This is a genomic window from Algoriphagus iocasae, from assembly GCF_014206875.1.
Taxonomy (GTDB): Bacteria; Bacteroidota; Bacteroidia; order Cytophagales; family Cyclobacteriaceae; genus Algoriphagus; species Algoriphagus iocasae.
The window spans coordinates 1,009,796-1,026,268 of record NZ_JACIJO010000001.1; the positions used below are offsets into that span (position 1 = coordinate 1,009,796).

Here is a 16,473-nt window from a genome sequence, read left to right on the forward strand (position 1 = left end):
TTATTATTTAACGTTAGCCTCTAAGTAAGTGACAGCCTGTCCTACCGTACCGATTTGCTCAGCCTGATCATCAGGAATCGAGATATTGAATTCTTTTTCGAACTCCATGATCAATTCTACGGTGTCCAGAGAGTCAGCTCCAAGGTCATTGGTGAAGCTCGCTTCTAAAGTCACTTCAGACTCTTCTACGCCAAGTTTGTCAACAATGATGGCTTTTACTTTTTGTGCAATTTCAGACATTTTGTGATCAGTTTAGTTAATAACACTTCGCAAAGAAATATATTTAATACCTAATTGGCAAAGAAATGGCTCAAGTAAATTTTATTATAAATCACTCCCCTGTTTGGTTGGATTTAAATTTTTAACTTTGGCACTATCTATTTTCTTCCTCAATGAAGAAGGCAAAATTACTAATTGAACATACTTACGATTTTGAGCTTCTAGGCCTTCAATCCCCTGTAAAGGATTATAAAATGGCTTGGCTGATCAATCGTGACCTGGATATAAACTTGGTAAAAAAAGAGGATCTTGAATTAGAGTTTCTAACTTCGCCTAGTCTGAAAATATCACAATATTTCCTTTCTTTACCGCATGGATATATTCAGCTTTTGAAAAATAAAGCTTTAAATAATGAACATCAAGTCACCTATCTTATTCCTGAGCTGAAGTTTATGGATTATTTCCTTTTGGTCCAAGATGATACCTTTCAGACGAGTATTCATACCTTTGTAGACCAATTGGCAAAAAATTCATTCGTACAAAACATTGTCAAACTGGATATTTCCAAATTAAAATCAAAAGAGAACCTATTAACTTATTAATGTTCCAATGAGCTATACTCAATTTAACAAGACTAAAATTCTTGCAACAATCGGCCCTGCTTCCAATAACTATGAAACAATCTCAAATCTTGCTGCTGCAGGAGCTAATGTTTTTCGACTGAATTTTTCGCATGGTAGTCACGATATTCACAAAGAAGTAATCGACATCATCCGTAAGGTTAATAAAGTAAAGAACTTGAACCTCGGGATTCTTCAGGATCTTCAGGGTCCAAAAATCAGAGTGGGTGAGGTAGAGAATAATGGAGTGGAGATCAAACCAGGAGAAAAAATCACGATTACCAATGATCCTGTAATTGGTACCAGCAGCCTGGTAAGTACTGTTTATCAGAACCTTCCTCAAGATGTAGTCACAGGAGATAGAATTTTGATTGACGATGGTAACTTAGAAGTAGTGGTGAATGATACAGATGGTAAAAACGTAAACTGTACTGTGATCCATGGTGGAATTCTGAAATCCAGAAAAGGTATCAATCTTCCAAATACCAAGGTAAGTGCTCCTTCCCTGACTGAGAAAGATATCGAAGACCTTCAATTTGGATTGTCTCAGGAAGTGGATTGGATCGCTCTTTCTTTTGTGAGATCTGCCGAAGATATTCTTGACCTTCGTGAGCGAATTGAAGCAAAAGGAAAAGTTTGTAAGATCGTTGCAAAAATTGAAAAACCAGAAGCTCTGGAAAATATCGATTCAATCATCGCTGCTACGGATGCTATTATGGTTGCCCGTGGTGACCTAGGAGTGGAAGTTCCAATGGAAATCGTTCCTCTTTGGCAGAAAAAAATTGTTGAGAAATGTAAACTGGCATGTAAGCCGGTAATCATTGCTACTCAGATGATGGAGAGCATGATTGTGAATCCTAGACCAACCAGAGCAGAAACCAATGACGTGGCAAATGCTGTCTTGGATGGTGCTGATGCGGTAATGCTTTCTGCAGAAACTGCTTCTGGAAAATACCCTGTCAATGCAGTGAAAGCAATGAGTAGCATCATCGGTTATTTAGAAGCTAATGCGGAGATCTACCATAATCTTTACAAAATCCCAGAGGATGACGAAACTTTCCTAAGCAATAACTTGATTTTGATGGCTTCCAGACTTTCAAGAAATGTGAAGGCAAAAGCGATTGTAGGAATTACCTCTTCTGGATTTACAGGTTTTAGAATTGCTTCACACAGACCTTTGGCCAACATTTTTGTCTTCACAAGCAAGAAAAGTTTGATCACACAAATGTCCTTGGTTTGGGGTGTGAGAGCATATTATTACGACAAAGTAGTTTCCACTGATGCAACTTTTGAAGACATTGAAAATATGCTAAAAGCTGATGATCACGTGAATTCTGAAGATATCATTATCAACACTGCGAGTATGCCTTTGAAAGGAGAGGGTAGAACCAATATGTTGAAAATTCACGTAGTGAAGTAATTGTTTAAAAAGATAGAAATTTAAATACCCTCCAACCGAGGGTATTTTTTTTTGTCTAATTATTGAAATTGCGGTTCAAGTATTTTAAAATTCAATTCAATAATAGAAAAATACAGTTTAACTAGTTTTGTTAATCTAATTGCCATTGTCATAGTTATCAGGGTAACTAACCTAAAAAACTATGTACAACTATTTAAAATATTTTATTCTGGGGTCCATGTTTTTCATGATCCTCTCCTGTAGCGACGATTATCAGGGTCCCCTTCCTTATCCAACTTTGACGGAAGCAGCACAAGATGCCGGTCTCACCACCTTATTGACTGCTGTCAATGCAGTGCCAGGATTGACAAACACCCTTCAATCTCAGCCGGCAATTACAGTTTTTGCTCCTACCAATGATGCTTTTGCAAATGCTTTAACAGAATTCGGAGCCAGTGACTTATCAGATTTAGTAGCGAAAGTCGGAGGGGCAGCTAATTTGGAAACAATCCTTGGTTTTCACGTGGTTCCTGCTGTTGCGCTTTCAAAAGATTTAAATGAAGAAAATATTTTTACAACTGTTTCAGGTCAACAACTTAGAGTAAGAGTTTCTCCAGGGTCGGTTACAGTAATTGATGCTGCTGGAAACACTTCTAGAGTTTTGCAGGCTGATGTAAGAATTGAAAATGGTGTTGTCCATGTGATAGACAGAGTTTTGATCCCAAGCATTGAACTTCCTAACCCTACTTTAGTAGAGGCAGCAACTGATGCTGGATTGACTACCTTGATCAGTGCGGTGACAGCAGTGGATGGATTAGCAGATCAATTGCTTTCTGCAGATGCAATCACAGTTTTTGCTCCTACAAATGAAGCTTTTGCTGCGGCACTGGAAGTATTTGACGCTGAGGATTTAGATGAGCTTGTGGTGAAAATTGGTGGGTTGGCCAATTTAGAGAAAGTCCTTGGCTTCCATGTCGTTCCTGCCGTGGCATTATCTTCAGATTTAGACGCAACCAATTCCTTTACTACTTTATCGGGACAAAATATCACTGTTGAGAAAAGTGGAAATACTGTATCTGTGATAGATGCTTTGGGTCGAGTGGCTCAGGTAGTGGCAGCAGATATTGAGATTTCCAATGGTGTAGTCCATGTTTTAAATGGTGTAATGCTACCAGATTTGATGCTTCCAAATATTGTAGAAGCTGCTCAAGATGCTGGATTGACAACTTTAATTGATGCAGTTACGGCTGCTGATTTAGGTGGTGCACTTTTAGGTGCAGACGCTATTACCGTTTTCGCTCCTACAAATGATGCTTTTGCGGCAGCACTAGATGCTTATAATGTTTCTGACTTAAATCAATTGGTGGCTAAAATTGGAGGAATGGAAAATCTTCAGACAGTTCTAGGGTTCCATGTTGTGCCTGCTGTGGCTTTTTCAACAGATTTGGCAGCAACTAATACATTTACGACTCTAGCGGGTCAAGAACTTACAGTGATGGCTGGAGCTGATGGTGTGACTGTGATGGATGCATTGGGAAATACTGCCAACGTGGTTGCTGCTGATGTAGCGATTGAAAATGGAGTAGTGCATGTGATCGATGGCGTTCTTTTGCCAGAATTGGAATTACCTAACCTAGTAGAGGCAGCAACTGCAGCAAATCTAACTATCTTGTTAAATGCTGTAACGGCTGCCAATGTGGGCGGAGCTTTATTGGATGCGGAAGCAATAACTGTTTTTGCCCCTACCAATCAAGCTTTTGTGGACTTGTTAGCCGCATTGAATTTAAATTCTCTTGAAGAAGTCGTTTCGACTTTAGGAATAGATGCAGTGACAAAAATCCTTCAATTCCATGTGGTTCCTGCTACAGCATTCTCATTTGATTTAGAGTCTGGCGCTCAAATGGTTCCAACTCTTTCTGGAGAAATGTTGACAGTGACTAGAAATGGTTCAAATGTTACCGTTACAGATAAAGCTGGAAATACATTTAATGTTGTCGCAGCCGACGTTGCGATCGAAAATGGAGTTGTTCATGTCATCGATGGAGTTTTATTGCCAACGCTTTGATTTGACGAAATAGAATAGAAAAAGGAGTGGGGAACCACTCCTTTTTTTTGATTTATCCATTCTTCAATCTTCTCTTTTAAACATTTTTTTTATCAGATAGTTGTTAGTCTATCCCAATAACCAACCAGATAAACTGGATTAAATGATTGATTATCAGATGAATTTTCTATTGATTTCTGACGAATCCCAGCTTTCCCAAAAGATAGAGGTGCTTCTTCAAGAAAAGTACTTAGGATGGAAAATTCTGAAAATAATCAAAGCTGTTGAGGATTTTGAAAATTATTCAAATCAAGTTTCTGCGGTCGATTTTATAGTGGTAGATTTTGATTTGATTTCGAGTTGGGAAAACAATTTGATCGTTCAATTTCTGAAAGAAAAGCCACTGATTTTTATTTCCAATCGGAAGGAGAAAGCAATGGAAGCTTTTGAGTTTGACTGTTTGGACTTTTTATTAAAGCCTGTTCTCCCTAAGAAGCTGGAGAAGGCTTTTGAAAAAATGAGTAGAATGCTTTCCTTAAATTCCCTTCAAAACATGGAAAATCAGATGTTTGAAAACATTGTTTCCAGAATAGCCAAGTCGGAATTTAAAAAGCGTTTTTTAGTAAAAATCGGGAATAGATTTACTTACGTTCCCACTGAAAAAGTCTCTTTTTTCTTCTCCGAAAATGGAGTTACTTATTTAGTGGAAAGTGGAACTGCACAAAAATATATTGTTGAAAATTCTCTGAATGAACTTCAGGAAAGCTTACTGAATCCCACTGATTTTTACAGGATCAATAGGTCGATGATCATAAACTTACATGATGTTTCGGCTATCAAACCCTATGTAAACGGACGTTTATTGTTGTCTCTCGCTACTAAAAGTGATTTTGAGCCGATTGTGGCTAGAGAACGAGTGGCGGAATTTAAAAGGTGGGTGAATCAATAGCAGACCTTATCTCTGGATAGAAATACTGTCGTCGGGACCAGTCGGTTTGACCATAATTACTTTCTCTTTATCCACTTTGACCGATCCATCAGGTGACCCTTTTACTTTTCTGACAAATTTGGCTTCGGTATAAATCACAGGAGCTAAAGATTCACTTTTATGCTTGGAGTAGAAAGCTGCCAGTTCGGCTGCTCTTTCCAATACAGTGGGAGGTACATTCTTGAATCCTTTCATCTTAATGACCACGTGAGAACCAGGAACTAAACGAGCATGGAGCCAAAGGTCATCTTTATGGACAAAGCCCCTGAGCATTTCATCATTATCTTTTGCTGATTTGCCAACCCAAATTGGGAATCCTTCCACATCAAAAGTCTTGAATGGCAATGAAACTGAAGATTTTAAAAGAGTTTTTTCTTGGATTTCATCCTTCTTGAAAGCTTTCAAAGCTCTGAATTCCTCTACAGCTTCCAGTTTCTCGATTTGGGATATTAGGCTGTTTTTCAGCTCAGTTTTATTCTGAATGGTTTTTTCAATCTGTTCCCATTCCAGCTTTCTGTTTTTACTTTTTCTATAGAGTTGAGAAGCAAAATCCTGAGGTTTTTGCTGTGGTTTCAACTGAATTTTCACAGTTTTTCCAGTGTAGAAATCCAATAATTCCACTTCATTTTTGCCGTCTTTAAACTCATGCAAATTTGCCATGACCACATCAGCTAATTGAGATGGGGGAGGAGAGTTTTTTAATTCGTAGAGTTTTTGACTCGATTTATTCAAGTAAGAAACAGTCCTTTTTAATTGATCTTGTAGGCTTTTGAGGAGATTGTTTTTCTCCTTTTCGAAGTTTCCTTTGACTAGCGCCAGATAAAAAAGCTCATTCAAAGCGGGAATCGGATCCGAAAATGTACGAAGGGCATTGGACTCTGGAAGTAAACTCAAGTGGATACCATCTTGGCTTTCCACCAATGAAAATAATGGAGTATCTAAGATGTCTATGACTTCCTCCATCAATTGCCATTTGGTTTCCAAATCCGCCTCAGGATAAGCTCTTTCCTTCAGATAAGCTCTCGGTATTTTACCTAGAGTTGGAAGGAATTGAGAAGCATTTCCATTTAATTCCTCAAACCTATTTCTAGAAAGGTTTAATTCTACAGCCAGTGTCCTCCAATCTAAATCCCGATCTTCAGAAATTACATTTCTGAAAATGTATTTCGGAGTTTCCGAATTTTCCTCATAAAACAAAATATTGCTTCTGTTGGCATGAAGCTTAAAAAGAAGAATTTTATCAGAGTTCAATCTGAAAATAAAAGATCGCTCGAAAGGAATGACTTCACAAGACTCGATTGTCAAACCAATCATTTCCTGAAATAAGTTGATGCTATTTCTTTTTGCTCTTCTAAACTGATCAGGGAAACTGTAATAAATTTGCGAAGGCATCAGATGTGCCCGGATCCATCCTTCCTCTTCTCCAATCTGTGTTTCAATGATCAATTCATCTTTGCTCTGGGAAAAACATGAAACGATGGTATGACCTTTGAATTTTTGGGTCAGCGCAGGGCAAAGGAATTTCAGAAAATGGTAATTGAGATGCATCAGGGCAAAGTTACCTGAAGTCCGTCGTAGGCCAAAGAAATTCCAGAAGGCAATTCCTTTTCTACTTCGTCATGAAGCCCAAGTTTATGTGAAATGTGAGTCAGGTAAGTTGTATCTGCTCCGATTTCTTTTGCTTTTGCCACAGCCTCATCCAGTGTAAAGTGAGAGATATGTGACTCTTTTTGCAAGGCATTCAGAACAAGGATTTTGCTTCCTTTAATGAGTTCCATCGACTCATCTGGGATATAATTAGTGTCCGTGATGTAAGTGAAATCCCCGATTCGAAAACCAAGTACTGGTAGTTTATAATGAAAAACAGGAATCGGGATGATGGTGACTCCTTGAATGGTGAAAGGAGATTCATCAATCTCTACCGGCTCAATTTGAGGTACTCCAGGGTATTTTTTATTGGAAAACACATAGGCAAACTCCCTTTTAATCTGTTCCAGAACTTGCGGTCTTCCAAAAATCGGAATATCCATTTTTTGGGAGAAGTTGAAAGGGCGGATGTCATCCAGGCCTGCAGTGTGATCTTTGTGCTCATGGGTGAAAAGCACGCCGTCAAGACGTTTTACGCCAGCAGTAAGCATTTGGCTTCTAAAGTCCGGACCAGTGTCTACCACAAGGCTTAAATCGCCTATTTCGAAATGGATGGACGATCGGAATCTTTTGTTTCTAAAATCTAATGATTGGCAAACCTGGCAGGAACAAGTAATTACTGGAACGCCTTGTGAGGTACCGGTTCCCAGAAAAGTGACTTTCAAAATTTTAATGTGGTTTGTCTTAATTCACGAAGAAAATCATGATTGGATTTTTCCGTAAAATCTTTCGGATCAAAATTTAGCTCAGTAAGAATATCAATAAGTGCATTTATTTTTCCCTCAATAGGAAAGTACTTATTGATGATGACGATTTTGGTATCACGAAGCACACAATACCCGGATTTGAAATTGCCTTTTTCATAGCGGAGCATGTATTCTGATGCTGCAAAAAGGTTTTCAAGTTTATCCAAGAAATGCTTTGTGTACTTTACTGCCATACTTAAATCAGATATTTATTTACTGTGCCCAGAACTTTGTCAAAGTCTAAAGGCTTTTGGATAAAGTCGTCAAAGCCAAACTTCCGCAATTCATCCATGGTGTAATTATTTACATTTCCTGAAATAGCGATGATCGGCAATTTTGACTTTTTAGGATCAGGTAGATTTCTGATTGCCTGAGTACAGGTAACTCCATCCATGACGGGCATACTGATATCCATCAAAATTAAATCAAAATCTTCTTTATCGAGTAATTCCAGCACTTGTTTCCCATTTCTGGCTGCCTTCATTTCATACTTTTCAAAAGCTAAAACACTTTTTGTCAAGTTTATTATCACTGAACTGTCTTCTCCGACAAGGATTTTTTTAGGCGTGCTCATTGGTTAAAAATAGTTTCTTCCATAATATATTTTTTGAAATTAAGAATTTCATTTTGCATCTCATGAAGTATTTTCTTGGTTTCTGACCGATTCTCCAATTTGGCATTGATTTCTCCTTCCTGTGCCAAAAGGTATAAGGTATTTGCTCCAAGTGTTCCGCTGTTTCCTTTTATGGTATGCAGCTTATCTTCAATGGTTTTGAACTCAAAATTATTGGTGGATAAATCCAATTCTTCAAACAGGTGATCACACTCTTTAACAAAGTCCAAAAACACATTTTTGATTGTTTCTGGCTTGTTGTATTTCATCAATTGTCTGACTATCTGTAGGTCTAAAATCACCGGTTCCAAAGAAAAAGTATCTTCCTCCTCTGGTTTGAGGTTTTCAGGAGATTTATTGGACAAGTAAACTTTAATTGATTCCAGAAATTCCCGTGGTCTGATGGGTTTTATCATAAATTCATCAAAACCCTGTTCGATAAAAGTATTTCGATCCTCCATTTCGGCAAAGGCAGTAATTGCGATAATCGGGCAGTTAGAATGATCAGTTAACTTAATCTTCTTCATAGCCGTCATACCATCCATTTGAGGCATTTGGATATCCATTAAAATTAAATCAAATCTATTTTCCTCAAGCAATGCCAAAGCTTCAATTCCATTTTTTGCGCTTTCAAATAAGCAGACTTGTCCAATCAGGTTTTCAAATAATTTTCTGTTAAGATCATTATCGTCCACAATCAATACCCTTTTGCTTTTCATTTGGTAAGTTTGGATTTTTGATGTCCGTTCAAGCTACAGAACCATTGTCTATACAAAATTATCTTATTCTGGTGGTTGGCCCGACTGCAGTCGGGAAAACCGATTTGTGTTTAAATCTAGCCAAAAAATTCAATACAGAGATTATCTCTTGTGATAGCAGGCAATTTTATAAAGAAACTAATTTAGGTACGGCAAAGCCAACAAATTCTGAATTAGAACAGGTAAAGCATCATTTTATCAATACGCTTTCGATTGAGGAATCTTACGATGTCAAGAGATTTGAAAAAGAAGTGATTGAACTATTGGATCAACTGTTTCAGGAGAAGTCTGCAGTAATCATGACTGGAGGTTCAGGGTTATTTGCAGATGCAGTTGTCAATGGACTAGATGAAATGCCGGAATTGGACCCTCGTTTCAGAGAAGAGGTAATTCATGAATATGAATCAAAAGGACTTGAATTTTTGCAATCGGAAGTATTAAAAATCGACCCGGAATATTACGAATTGGTAGATAGAAATAATCCTCAAAGACTGATGCGTGCAATAGAAGTTTTTAGAGGAACCGGTAAGCCCTTCAGTAGTTTCCGAGTTAAGCAAAAAGCCGATCGGAATTTCAAAACCATCAAAATCGGATTGGAAAGAGAACGGGAAGAATTATACCAGCGAATTGATTTGAGAATGGATCAAATGATTGCTGCGGGTCTTTTTGAAGAAGCAGAAAGTCTTTTTGAAAAGCGGAATTTGAATGCACTTCAAACAGTCGGCTATCAGGAAATTTTCGGTTTTATGGAAGGAAAATATGATAGGGAAGAAGCAATCAGGCTGCTCAAAAGAAATTCACGCAGATATGCAAAAAGACAATTGACCTGGTTTAGAAAGGACACGGAAATCCGTTGGTTTAATCCAAAGGATGAAAATGGGATTTTGGAATACCTATCTTCTCAAATGGGAGAATAACCAGAGATTTTTGCCACCCAGTTGTAAGGTGCTTTTTTAATTAGCTGATTGTATTGAAGCCTGTTTATTTTCAATTCCCTTACCAACTCCTGACTTTTTTTAGGGAGGGATTTATCAGGATGGGCTTTGGTCCAAATAGAAAAAACCTGCTCAGGGTCAATCATTTCTCCAAGAATAATATTCAGTTCGGGATGAGCTAGAGCCAATTTGGAAGCAATTTCGCGCTGTGCATTCAGCTTTCGCTGCATGGTGGTTCGAACTGTAAGAAAAAACAGGAGGCAAGCGCCTCCCATCGTTAAGAATATTGGAATAAATCCCATATTAAATACTTAAAATTTCCATCAATTTGAGATGTTCTTTATTGAGAGGTTTTTCTTTGCCAATGCAATCTCCAAAAGGTGTGTAGACGATTTCTTGGTTCATTACTCCAGCCATACAATTCATACGACCTTCCAATAATCCCTCTACTGCTGCCATTCCGCATAAACTGCCCAACACACGATCTTTGGCAGTAGGGCTTCCACCTCGTTGTATATGACCTAAAGTTGTCACTTTGAAGTCCTTTTCTTTGTCATTGATTTTTTCTTTGACTTTCTGCATGATGGCTTCAGCATTTCCCTCCTCATCACCTTCGGCAACGACCACAATACTGGAGCTTTTGCTTTTTCGGAGATTTTTGAGGCTTTTTACTACCATGCTCAGATCAGTTTTGGTCTCCGGAACCATCACAAATTCTGCTCCTCCACCGATGCCGCAATCCACGGCAATAAAACCGGCATCTCTTCCCATGACTTCGATAAAGAATATTCTGTCATGAGCTGCAGCTGTATCTCTGATTTTATCAATTGCCGCCAAAGCTGTATTGACAGCGGTATCGAATCCAATGGTATAATCCGTGCCATAGATGTCATTATCGATCGTTCCGGGGCAACCAACAGTAGGGATTCCGAATTCTTCCTGGAAAATCTTGGCTCCCGTAAAAGTTCCGTCACCTCCAATTGCTACGATTCCTTCGATCCCATGCGCGACAAGATTGTCATAAGCTTTTTTTCTGCCTTCAGGAGTCTTAAACTCCATAGATCTGGCAGATTTCAATACGGTGCCACCTCTTTGGATAATATTACTTACTGAGTAGGAATACATTCTCTTGATGTCACCCTCAATCATCCCTTCGTACCCTCTATATATTCCATATACTTCCAATCCTTTGAAAATAGCCGTACGAACAACTGCTCTCACACAGGCATTCATGCCAGGACTATCTCCACCAGAAGTAAAAACTGCGATTTTTTTCATTTCAATAGGTTTAAGTCACCAAAAATAGGAATTCTGAAAGGAATAAAGGAGTTCAGGGATTTTAAAAGCCCAAAAAAATCAGCTTTCTTGGAAAACAACAATCATCTGTTAAAAACAAGTTAAATTTTTATGAACAGTACCACACTTCTGCCCTCGAATCTCCAGATTTCAAAGATAGGTTTGGGTTGTATGTCACTTCCTGACAATTTTCAGGAAAGTGAAAAAATCCTGAAAGCGGCAGTTGCCAATGGAATTAAATTTCTGGACACAGCAGATTTATATCAAAACGGATGGAATGAAGAGATGCTGGGGAATGCAATTAAAGATCAAAGAAAGGAAGTTGTTTTGGCGACCAAAGTCGGCAATCAAATGAGAGCGGATGGATCGGGCTGGGATTGGAACCCAAAGAAAGAATACATTCTTCAAGCAGTTGAAAAAAGTCTGAAAAGATTGCAAACGGATTACATTGACCTTTATCAATTGCATGGAGGAACGATTGATGATCCTTGGGATGAGACGCTCGAAGCTTTTGAAATTTTGAAAGAGCAAGGGAAAATCCGGGCATTCGGTATTTCATCCATCCGTCCAAATGTCATCAGAAAAGTAATGGCAGACTCTCAGCCGGCTACGATTATGATGCAATACAGCCCGTTGGACCGAAGGCCAGAAGAAGAGGCATTCCCATTGATTGAAAGCACTCAGACAAAAGTATTGGTACGAGGAAGCTTTGTCAAAGGGATGCTGATCAATAAGCCCGCTGGAGAATATTTGGATCTTTCTGCCCAAAAGGTGGAGGAAATCAAAAAGGAAATCGCCAGTTATGGAATTCTTCCTGAAGCATTTTTGATTCGATTTGGCTTAAGCCAAAAAGCTGTTGGGGCTTTAATTATTGGTGCAAGTTCTGTAACTCAAGTCGAGAAAATGGTAGAAGGCTTTGAAAAAAGTAAAGCTATTTCTGATGATGTCATTTCTGAATTCCGCCAAAAATTCACTCCAAATTACTATCAGCAGCATCGGTAAAATTCCTGTTGCCCACAGAATTCAAATCAATTATTTTAGGCATGTTGAATTCATTTGATCTAAAAATCACCCAAATCCACTTAAAGATGAAGTTTCGATTACTCTATTTGGCATTGCCATTATTGGTTTTTGCCTGTCAACCCAAAGAACTTACCGAACAGGAACGATGGGAGGCCACCGCTGAGCGAGTGGAAATCATCCGGGATGATTTTGGGATCCCACATATTTATGGAGAGACGGATGCCGATGCTGTTTTTGGGATGCTTTACGCCCAGTGTGAGGATGATTTTAGAAGAGTGGAGCGAAACTATGTTTGGGCCACTGGAAGACTGGCTGAGCTGGAAGGAGAGGAAGCGATCTATTCGGATTTGCGTGCGAATTTGTATATGACTGAAGCGGAAGCCAAAGCTGCTTATGACGCTGCTCCTGATTGGTTGCAGAAACTTTGTGTGGCTTTTGCTGATGGAGTGAATTATTACTTGGCAACGCATCCTGAGGTAACACCAAATGTGATCACGTATTATGAACCTTGGATGCCTATGTTTTTCTCTGAAGGATCGATTGGTGGAGATATTGAGCAAATTCCAACCAGAAGAATCGCTGCATTTTATGGGGAAAATAAATCCTTGGCTTACAATGAATTTGGAAGTGGATTGGATCCTGTGGACCTGACCGAGGAACCAAAAGGTTCTAATGGAATTGCTATTTCAGGTTCTCGAACTGAGTCTGGAAAAGCCATGCTGCTGATCAATCCACATACTTCTTTCTATTTCAGACCGGAAATCCACGTGGTCAGTGAAGAAGGGTTAAACGCATATGGAGCGGTGACTTGGGGACAATTTTTTGTTTATCAGGGATTCAATGAAAAAACCGGTTGGATGCATACCTCCACAGGAGTGGATTTTATAGATGAATTCGTAGAAGATGTCACAGAAACTGATGGAAAATTGAGTTACAAGTATGGCGATGAAAACAGAGCTGTGACCGAATTACCCATCACCTTGAAGTATAAGGATGGAAACGAAATCAAGGAGAAATCCTTTACCATGTATCGAACCCATCATGGGCCAATTACTCATAAATTGGATGATAAGTGGGTGGTGACCAAAATCAATTGGGATCCTGTGAATGCCTTGACCCAAAGTTTTACCCGAACGAAACTCAGCAATCATGCAGAGTTTAAAGAGATGATGAATATCCGTACCAATTCTTCCAACAACACAGTTTATGCGGATGCTGATGGCAACATTGCCTATTTCCATGGGAATTTTATCCCGAAAAGAAATGAAGGTTTTGACTTCTCAAAGCCCGTAGATGGTTCTGATCCTGCTTCGGACTGGCAAGGATTGCATACGGTAGATGAAAGCATTACTTTATTGAATCCTGGTACAGGCTGGATCCAGAATTGTAATTCTACCCCTTACACAGCGGCTGGTGAGTTTAGCCCGAAAGCAGAAAATTTCCCGGTTTATATGGCTCCGGAATCTGAAAATTACAGAGCTGTTCATGCTGTAAAAGTTTTAAAGGATGCCAACGATCTCACATTGGATAAATTGATAGATTTGGCCTACGATCCATACTTACCGGCTTTTGAAAAATTGATTCCTATGCTCCTGAAAGCTTATGATCAAAAGGGGGTTGGCGATCCAAAAATCAGCGAACCGATCAAAGTTTTGGAAGAATGGGATTATCGCACCAGCAAGGAATCTGTGGCGATGTCTTTGGCGCATTTCTTTGGGATGAATTTTATGCGAAACCATGGAAATATCAATAACCTGCTGGATTTCAATCAAGGGAAAGGAGAGGTTCCTGCTCCAACCGCGATCGAACTTCTGACTACTTTCCAAAGTACCATTGATCAAATGAATGCTGATTTTGGAACTTGGAATACACCTTGGTCAGAGATCAACAGATTTCAAAGGTTGACAGGGGATATCGATTTGAAGTTTGATGATGAAAAGCCTTATGTGCCGGTAGGTTTAGCTTCAGGAACTTGGGGGGCTTTGGCAGCTTATGGAGCCAGATCAACACCAGAAACCAAGCGATTGTATGGATACAGAGGGAATAGCTTTGTGGCAGTGGTGGAGTTTGGTGATAAGGTAAAAGCCAAGTCCATTTTAGCGGGTGGTCAAAATTCAGATCCAAATTCACCTCATTTTGATGATCAGGCACAGCGATATGCAGATGCAAAATTCAAAGATGTGGCATTCTATCGTGAAGATATCGAGGCAAGAGCAGAGGAGAAATATCAGCCTGGGAAAAGAGGAAGATAGTAAGTCAAAAGTCTAAAGTGAGAAAGCTGAAATACAGTATTCAGTATTCAGCCTGCCTACCGAAGGTAGGTCTCAGTTTTCAGTAGGCAGTTGGAATCTTGTAAAGTTTATAAGTTTTGGAAACGGATCTAATCTCCCTTGAAGTAGGATTCTGAATTGGATCCTGATCTCAATCAAAGGAGGTTAAGAGGATTTAGTAACGAGATATTTTGAAGTCAGAAATCTAAAGTGAGAAAGCTGAAAGGCAGTGTACAGTCATCAGCCTGCCTACCTAAGGTAGGTCTCAGTTTTCAGTAGGCAGTTGGAATCTTGTGAAGTTTATAAGTTTTGGAAGCGAATAAATCCCCCTTGGATTGTGATCGGTATTTATTTGATGATCAGGTTTCAAGGGGGACATGTGACTTTAGATAGATAAATTACTAAAGTACCTCTCTTCTTGCTGTTTTAAAGAACCCTGATTCGCACGAACATACTCCCGACGAAGCCAATACTTAAGTTCTCTTCCTTCATCGATAGAAAGCCATTTTAAAGCTTTTCTATATTCTTTTTTAAATAGTCTTTTATCAAATGAGACTGCTTTTAAAATTGTTTTGCAATAATCGAGCATGGTTTTCCTCTTTTTCATTTCAGATGATTTGAAAAGTTTAAGATTGATTTTAGAAAATAGAAACTGATTATATCTCTACCGAGATCTCATCTAAAAAGCTAAATCAAAAAGCAACTATTCCGAATGAAAATTGGGGTTTTGGAAATAAAGACTTCTGGGAACTCTGTTTTTGAAATTCTCGAAATTTCCTGGATGTATGGTTTCTTAAAGGAAAAACAAGGATTTTCACGCTCTTTATTTTTCCTGGAGTGGTAGTGAAAAACTTCTCTTGAATTGATTATTTCAACTTCATGGACGCTTTCGTTTTGGATGAAAATGGAATTTACCAATTCATATTCCATGGTCCCTGAACAAATAAAAATCAAGGATAGGAGTAGAACTTTCGTTATAGTGGCAATTTTTCTCATTAAATCAATTTACGGTTAAAAGCCCACTAAAGATTATGTTTTTTACATAAATGAATATTAATTATTTATTGGTTAGTCATAAAAATAATTTATGATAGAATGGGGAGTTCGATTGATATTTGAATTGCAAAAAAGATCTTGAATTACCTTTCAAGATTTGCAGAAAGCGACAAATACTTAACCCTATTAAAAACAAAAGACCAGAACTGGATTCAATTCTGGTCTTAGTTTTCAACTCTAATTTTTTCAAAACGGCAAATCGTCTTCCGTTTCAGCTCCTGCAGGAACATTCGCTTTGCGGTCTCCCATTAGTAAGATGCTATGAACCACAACTTCGGAAATGTAGCGTTTGATTCCTTCTTTGTCTTCGTAAGAGCGATTGCTAAGCTTGCCCTCGATGGCGATTTCCGAACCCTTGTCTGTGTACTTATCCAATAATTCTGCTTGCTTTCCCCAGGCTACGAGGTTGTGCCAAGTAGTTTCTTCTACGCGTTCACCTTTCGGGTTTTTGTAGTATTCGTTAGTGGCCATGGATACTTTGCCGAGCGTCTTTCCGCCGTCAAGATTTTTGATTTCTACTTTGGCTCCAAGGCGTCCGATTAGCTGTACTTTGTTTCTTATCGTGTTCATAATGTTTGTTGTTTTGTTGTTAAAAATTTGTTTTTCGTTTTCGCTAGAGGAATTCGATAAGCCAAAGTTGGGGGAGAGGGAAGTGCAGAATCGGGAGTTAGTCGTTTGTATCCGTTTGTAGTCGTTTGTTGTCGGATAATATAGGTTTATAGCTTGTATGGGCTGATTATGGAATCAAAAAAGTTTAGTAGGTTTAGTGAGAAAAATGGAGAGTTGTGTATATACGGGTGTTGTGGGTAATTTGAAAAAATCAATGAACATAAGACTAACTTTAATTCTAATAAGCTGT

17 protein-coding genes are annotated in these 16,473 nt (G+C 38.7%); 7 read left to right on the forward strand and 10 right to left on the reverse strand.

Annotated elements, in window-relative coordinates; all coding sequences use genetic code 11:
- Positions 1–3: 3 nt before the first annotated feature.
- Positions 4–240 carry an acyl carrier protein gene (locus tag FHS59_RS04290; RefSeq protein WP_057940051.1) on the reverse strand — a complete coding sequence of 79 codons (237 nt, stop codon included), beginning with the start codon at positions 238–240 and terminating at the stop codon, positions 4–6.
- Between the two features lie 152 nt (positions 241–392).
- Here FHS59_RS04290 and FHS59_RS04295 point away from each other — a divergent pair, with 152 nt between their 5' ends.
- The 4 genes from FHS59_RS04295 (at position 393) to FHS59_RS04310 (ending at position 5,231) form a co-directional block, all read left to right on the forward strand.
- The gene (locus tag FHS59_RS04295) at positions 393–821 is read left to right on the forward strand and encodes an IPExxxVDY family protein (protein ID WP_184493374.1); all 429 of its coding nucleotides are present in this window, start codon (positions 393–395) and stop codon (positions 819–821) included.
- Between the two features lie 7 nt (positions 822–828).
- The gene (pyk, locus tag FHS59_RS04300) at positions 829–2,259 is read left to right on the forward strand and encodes a pyruvate kinase (RefSeq protein WP_184493376.1); all 1,431 of its coding nucleotides are present in this window, start codon (positions 829–831) and stop codon (positions 2,257–2,259) included.
- 181 nt (positions 2,260–2,440) lie between these two features.
- Complete coding sequence (locus FHS59_RS04305) at positions 2,441–4,303, forward strand: fasciclin domain-containing protein (RefSeq protein ID WP_184493378.1); 1,863 nt, start codon at positions 2,441–2,443, stop codon at positions 4,301–4,303.
- Between the two features lie 142 nt (positions 4,304–4,445).
- Complete coding sequence (locus FHS59_RS04310) at positions 4,446–5,231, forward strand: LytR/AlgR family response regulator transcription factor (RefSeq protein WP_184493380.1); 786 nt, start codon at positions 4,446–4,448, stop codon at positions 5,229–5,231.
- A gap of 6 nt (positions 5,232–5,237) precedes the next feature.
- On the opposite strand, the gene FHS59_RS04315 is transcribed toward FHS59_RS04310, so the two are convergent.
- Genes FHS59_RS04315 through FHS59_RS04335 form a run of 5 tightly spaced genes read right to left on the reverse strand, consistent with a single transcriptional unit; the run spans position 5,238 to position 8,995 of the window.
- Entirely contained in the window at positions 5,238–6,818 is a 1,581-nt protein-coding gene (locus FHS59_RS04315) for an NFACT RNA binding domain-containing protein (RefSeq protein ID WP_184493382.1), read from the reverse strand.
- Positions 6,818–7,582 carry an MBL fold metallo-hydrolase gene (locus FHS59_RS04320; RefSeq protein ID WP_184493384.1) on the reverse strand — a complete coding sequence of 255 codons (765 nt, stop codon included), beginning with the start codon at positions 7,580–7,582 and terminating at the stop codon, positions 6,818–6,820. The genes FHS59_RS04315 and FHS59_RS04320 overlap by 1 nt, the downstream gene beginning before the upstream one ends.
- Positions 7,579–7,857, reverse strand: coding sequence for a hypothetical protein (locus tag FHS59_RS04325; protein WP_184493386.1), 279 nt, complete (start codon positions 7,855–7,857; stop codon positions 7,579–7,581). The genes FHS59_RS04320 and FHS59_RS04325 overlap by 4 nt, the downstream gene beginning before the upstream one ends.
- A gap of 2 nt (positions 7,858–7,859) precedes the next feature.
- Complete coding sequence (locus FHS59_RS04330; RefSeq protein ID WP_184493388.1) at positions 7,860–8,237, reverse strand: response regulator; 378 nt, start codon at positions 8,235–8,237, stop codon at positions 7,860–7,862.
- Complete coding sequence (locus FHS59_RS04335) at positions 8,234–8,995, reverse strand: response regulator (protein ID WP_184493390.1); 762 nt, start codon at positions 8,993–8,995, stop codon at positions 8,234–8,236. Before FHS59_RS04335 ends, FHS59_RS04330 begins: the two co-directional genes overlap by 4 nt.
- Before the next feature lie 20 nt (positions 8,996–9,015).
- Between FHS59_RS04335 and miaA the strand changes: the two genes are divergently transcribed.
- Positions 9,016–9,951 (forward strand): tRNA (adenosine(37)-N6)-dimethylallyltransferase MiaA, encoded by a 936-nt coding sequence (miaA, locus tag FHS59_RS04340; protein WP_184493392.1) that lies wholly within the window; start codon positions 9,016–9,018, stop codon positions 9,949–9,951.
- Here the strand turns inward: miaA and FHS59_RS04345 are convergent.
- Together FHS59_RS04345 and pfkA are read right to left on the reverse strand one after the other, a co-directional pair.
- Positions 9,936–10,271 carry a hypothetical protein gene (locus FHS59_RS04345; RefSeq protein WP_184493395.1) on the reverse strand — a complete coding sequence of 112 codons (336 nt, stop codon included), beginning with the start codon at positions 10,269–10,271 and terminating at the stop codon, positions 9,936–9,938. The genes miaA and FHS59_RS04345 overlap by 16 nt on opposite strands.
- 1 nt (position 10,272) lies before the next feature.
- Positions 10,273–11,247, reverse strand: coding sequence for a 6-phosphofructokinase (gene pfkA, locus FHS59_RS04350; RefSeq protein ID WP_184493397.1), 975 nt, complete (start codon positions 11,245–11,247; stop codon positions 10,273–10,275).
- A 129-nt stretch (positions 11,248–11,376) separates the two neighbouring features.
- On the opposite strand from pfkA, the gene FHS59_RS04355 reads away from it, so the two are divergent.
- On the forward strand, positions 11,377–12,267 hold the full coding sequence (locus tag FHS59_RS04355; RefSeq protein ID WP_184493399.1) for an aldo/keto reductase: 891 nt from the start codon (positions 11,377–11,379) through the stop codon (positions 12,265–12,267).
- A gap of 41 nt (positions 12,268–12,308) precedes the next feature.
- Positions 12,309–14,540 (forward strand): acylase, encoded by a 2,232-nt coding sequence (locus FHS59_RS04360; protein ID WP_246388293.1) that lies wholly within the window; start codon positions 12,309–12,311, stop codon positions 14,538–14,540.
- Between the two features lie 403 nt (positions 14,541–14,943).
- On the opposite strand, the gene FHS59_RS04365 is transcribed toward FHS59_RS04360, so the two are convergent.
- Together FHS59_RS04365 and FHS59_RS04370 are read right to left on the reverse strand one after the other, a co-directional pair.
- Positions 14,944–15,165: a hypothetical protein gene (locus tag FHS59_RS04365; RefSeq protein ID WP_246388295.1), complete on the reverse strand. Its 222-nt coding sequence runs from the start codon at positions 15,163–15,165 to the stop codon at positions 14,944–14,946.
- A gap of 635 nt (positions 15,166–15,800) precedes the next feature.
- Positions 15,801–16,184, reverse strand: coding sequence for a single-stranded DNA-binding protein (locus FHS59_RS04370; RefSeq protein WP_184493401.1), 384 nt, complete (start codon positions 16,182–16,184; stop codon positions 15,801–15,803).
- Positions 16,185–16,473 lie beyond the last annotated feature (289 nt).

What these genes read in the sequence shown, in the direction of transcription:
- FHS59_RS04370 (WP_184493401.1), bottom strand. Translation starts at nt 16,184, where the DNA reads ATGAACACGATAAGAAACAAAGTACAGCTAATCGGACGCCTTGGAGCC.
- FHS59_RS04310 (WP_184493380.1), top strand. Translation starts at nt 4,446, where the DNA reads ATGATTGATTATCAGATGAATTTTCTATTGATTTCTGACGAATCCCAG.
- pfkA (WP_184493397.1), bottom strand. Translation starts at nt 11,247, where the DNA reads ATGAAAAAAATCGCAGTTTTTACTTCTGGTGGAGATAGTCCTGGCATG.
- FHS59_RS04315 (WP_184493382.1), bottom strand. Translation starts at nt 6,818, where the DNA reads ATGCATCTCAATTACCATTTTCTGAAATTCCTTTGCCCTGCGCTGACC.
- FHS59_RS04325 (WP_184493386.1), bottom strand. Translation starts at nt 7,857, where the DNA reads ATGGCAGTAAAGTACACAAAGCATTTCTTGGATAAACTTGAAAACCTT.
- FHS59_RS04295 (WP_184493374.1), top strand. Translation starts at nt 393, where the DNA reads ATGAAGAAGGCAAAATTACTAATTGAACATACTTACGATTTTGAGCTT.
- FHS59_RS04290 (WP_057940051.1), bottom strand. Translation starts at nt 240, where the DNA reads ATGTCTGAAATTGCACAAAAAGTAAAAGCCATCATTGTTGACAAACTT.
- FHS59_RS04330 (WP_184493388.1), bottom strand. Translation starts at nt 8,237, where the DNA reads ATGAGCACGCCTAAAAAAATCCTTGTCGGAGAAGACAGTTCAGTGATA.
- FHS59_RS04345 (WP_184493395.1), bottom strand. Translation starts at nt 10,271, where the DNA reads ATGGGATTTATTCCAATATTCTTAACGATGGGAGGCGCTTGCCTCCTG.
- FHS59_RS04355 (WP_184493399.1), top strand. Translation starts at nt 11,377, where the DNA reads ATGAACAGTACCACACTTCTGCCCTCGAATCTCCAGATTTCAAAGATA.
- pyk (WP_184493376.1), top strand. Translation starts at nt 829, where the DNA reads ATGAGCTATACTCAATTTAACAAGACTAAAATTCTTGCAACAATCGGC.
- miaA (WP_184493392.1), top strand. Translation starts at nt 9,016, where the DNA reads ATGTCCGTTCAAGCTACAGAACCATTGTCTATACAAAATTATCTTATT.
- FHS59_RS04305 (WP_184493378.1), top strand. Translation starts at nt 2,441, where the DNA reads ATGTACAACTATTTAAAATATTTTATTCTGGGGTCCATGTTTTTCATG.
- FHS59_RS04365 (WP_246388295.1), bottom strand. Translation starts at nt 15,165, where the DNA reads ATGAAAAAGAGGAAAACCATGCTCGATTATTGCAAAACAATTTTAAAA.
- FHS59_RS04335 (WP_184493390.1), bottom strand. Translation starts at nt 8,995, where the DNA reads ATGAAAAGCAAAAGGGTATTGATTGTGGACGATAATGATCTTAACAGA.
- FHS59_RS04360 (WP_246388293.1), top strand. Translation starts at nt 12,309, where the DNA reads ATGTTGAATTCATTTGATCTAAAAATCACCCAAATCCACTTAAAGATG.